Origin of the sequence: Streptococcus australis (genome assembly GCF_015553625.1) — a bacterium.
Classification (GTDB): Bacteria; Bacillota; Bacilli; order Lactobacillales; family Streptococcaceae; genus Streptococcus; species Streptococcus australis_B.
Genome location: NZ_JADNGY010000017.1, coordinates 1 through 2,593, shown reverse-complemented (window position 1 = coordinate 2,593; position 2,593 = coordinate 1). Strand labels below are relative to the sequence as shown.

Here is a 2,593-nt window from a genome sequence, read left to right as displayed (position 1 = left end):
GGAGTGTACCAGATAATATCTTTCATCCCATTGGCATGAGACCAGAATGGAATCTTCACTTCCTTGTAGCCATCGAAGCCTTGGAGGTTCTTAGCCGTAATGGTGAAGGTGCCATCTGACTCTGATTTTGTAATGGTTAGATCAGCAGATGGTTTAGGAGCTGTGTAATCGATAAAGGCTTTCTTGACAAACTTGTTTTGACCTTTGGCATCTACATAGAAGACCTGCGCTTCGTATTTGCCATCAGAGTTTTCGTGATCGCTTGCTTTGGCTGTTACAGTATAAGAACCGTCTGCCTGGCGACTTGGAGTGTACCAGATGATGTCTTTCATCCCATTGGCATGAGACCAAAATGGAATCTTCACTTCTTTATAACCATCCAAGCCTTGGAGGTTCTTAGCTGTAATGGTGAAGGTACCTTCTGAATCTGATTTTTCAATATTCAAATCTGCAGAAACTGGAGATTCCTGTTGAGGAACACTCTCATTTCGTGTTTCTACCACTCGTGCGCGTGCGCCATATGGAGCGCGACTAGCTACCACAGCTGGTGCTGGTTGCTCTGATATAACCTTGTCGCTAGTGCCCTTGTCAAAAGACTGGTTATTACTAAGAGTCGGTGTGTCAGGTACTGCCTCTGTTGCAACGACATTCTCTGTCTGAATACCTTTCTCAACTCCCACTCCTTCGTTCACAGTATTCTGCGCTTCTGATGAAGTTGTTGTTTTCAAAACAACAGCTGAAGTATTTTCTGGTGTTTGATCGGACGCATGTTGCTCATCAGCTTTGACTTGTTGTGTCGAAAAAGCTAACAAAACGGCTGTCCCAGCATAAAAAATAAGATCTTTCTTTTTCATGTATCTTCCCTTACAATTTTTTTACGGATTGTACCCACGTAATAGTATTATAGCACAAACCACCGGATCAAGGAACCTCTATAAAAAGTATAAGTTGAAGTAGAAAAAAAGTTCTTGGTTGATTCAGTAAGTCCCTATATTTTTAAATTAAAAACGAGCATCTCCGTCTATGAGAATACTCGTTTTTCCAAAACAAAATGGATTATACCTGATTGCCATTGAATAAAATTTACTTACTTTTTTAGAAGTAGCTAAGCAAAAACACTGAAAAATGGCGATCCTAATTTTGCATCAATTGGATCTGTACTTTTTACCGAGAAGATGTAATCAATAGAATGCCAACCGTTATTAGCAGGGTTGAATGGATCTCTTACATAAGTTTTCCCATTATCGTAGCCCTGCAAGACAATTTCATGCGTATAAGGAGCATTGATAAAGATGCTTTCCTCAACTGCAGCAAGAACGTGTTTTCCTGATACTAAGGTAGCTGCAATTGCATCTTTCCCTGTAAGCATTTGGCTCGTCAATCCCCAATGCTTAGTAGCAGCCACTAGTCCATCTGCATCAGTTCCAGCTACAGCAATTTTATTAAAGGAATTGGTATTGTAATACAGATAATCCGCTACTGTCGTGGGTAGCACTTCTCTTCCGAGAATATCCGTAAATGCCATAGCTAAAGAAGTTGGAACACACCCGGATTGGTCCATATTGCTCACACCATACCATTTTGCTCCCCAACGAGGGTCCCGTTGAGAATAATAGGTTGTTTGTGGATTTACCTTTTGATTTCGTGGAGACAAGGCTGTCTGACCGAGGTTAAAACCTTCAACTCCCCCATCTTTGTAATCTACATAGACGTGAGTGGTATAGTTGCCCGCTTCATTACCGTGATTATTGGCAGAGACAGTGATCTCTGTATGCATACCTGTCGGTGTTGCGGAATACCAGTAAAGATTTTCTTGGTGCGCTTTAGACCAAGCTGCGACACGAATATTCTTAATCTGACGTCCCTGAGGTGCTTGGTCCACCGTTACCGTAAAGGTTCCAGCACCAGAATTGACATTCTTAATAGCAGCTTGCGTCTTGGTCTGGGCATTTCGGAACTCAACTTCTGTAGTCGTTGAACCGACACCCACACGAGAACCATCATTTTGAATATAGTAAAGGTGAATATGGTACTTACCAGTAGAGTTCTTGTGATCGCTCGCTTTGACAGATACCTTGTAGTCCCCATTCGCTTGGCGAGTCGCTTCATACCAGCGGATGTCGTCTTGTCCGTCCTTATCAGACCAACTAGGAACCTGAACGGTCTGCACCCCTTTGGGGCTGTAGACATCCTTGATGATGACATCAAAGGTACCTGTATCCTTGTTGTTGTTTTGGATCAAGAGAGTGCCGGTTGGACGAGATTGATTTTTGTAATCAATAAAGGCTTTCTTGACAAACTTGTTTTGGCCTTGAACGTCCACATAGAAGACCTGCGCTTCGTACTTGCCATCAGCGTTTTCGTGGTCACTAGCTTTGGCTGTTACAGTATATGAACCGTCTGCTTGACGAGTTGGAGTGTACCAGATGATATCTTTCATCCCATTGGCATGAGACCAGAATGGAATCTTCACTTCCTTGTAGCCGTCGAAGCCTTGAAGGTTCTTAGCTGTGATGGTGAAAGTCCCGTCTTTTTCTGATTTTGTAATGGTCAGATCAGCAGATGGTTTAGAAGCTGTGTAATCGATAAAGGC

Annotated in this window: 2 protein-coding genes; both read right to left on the bottom strand. The window is 42.6% G+C overall.

Features of this window, described 5'->3' with window-relative positions:
• Positions 1–854: GBS Bsp-like repeat-containing protein (locus tag I2D56_RS09725; RefSeq protein WP_195348432.1), on the bottom strand; the 854-nt coding region annotated here is incomplete at its 3' end.
• A 251-nt stretch (positions 855–1,105) separates the two neighbouring features.
• Positions 1,106–2,593: GBS Bsp-like repeat-containing protein (locus tag I2D56_RS09720; RefSeq protein ID WP_195348431.1), on the bottom strand; the 1,488-nt coding region annotated here is incomplete at its 5' end.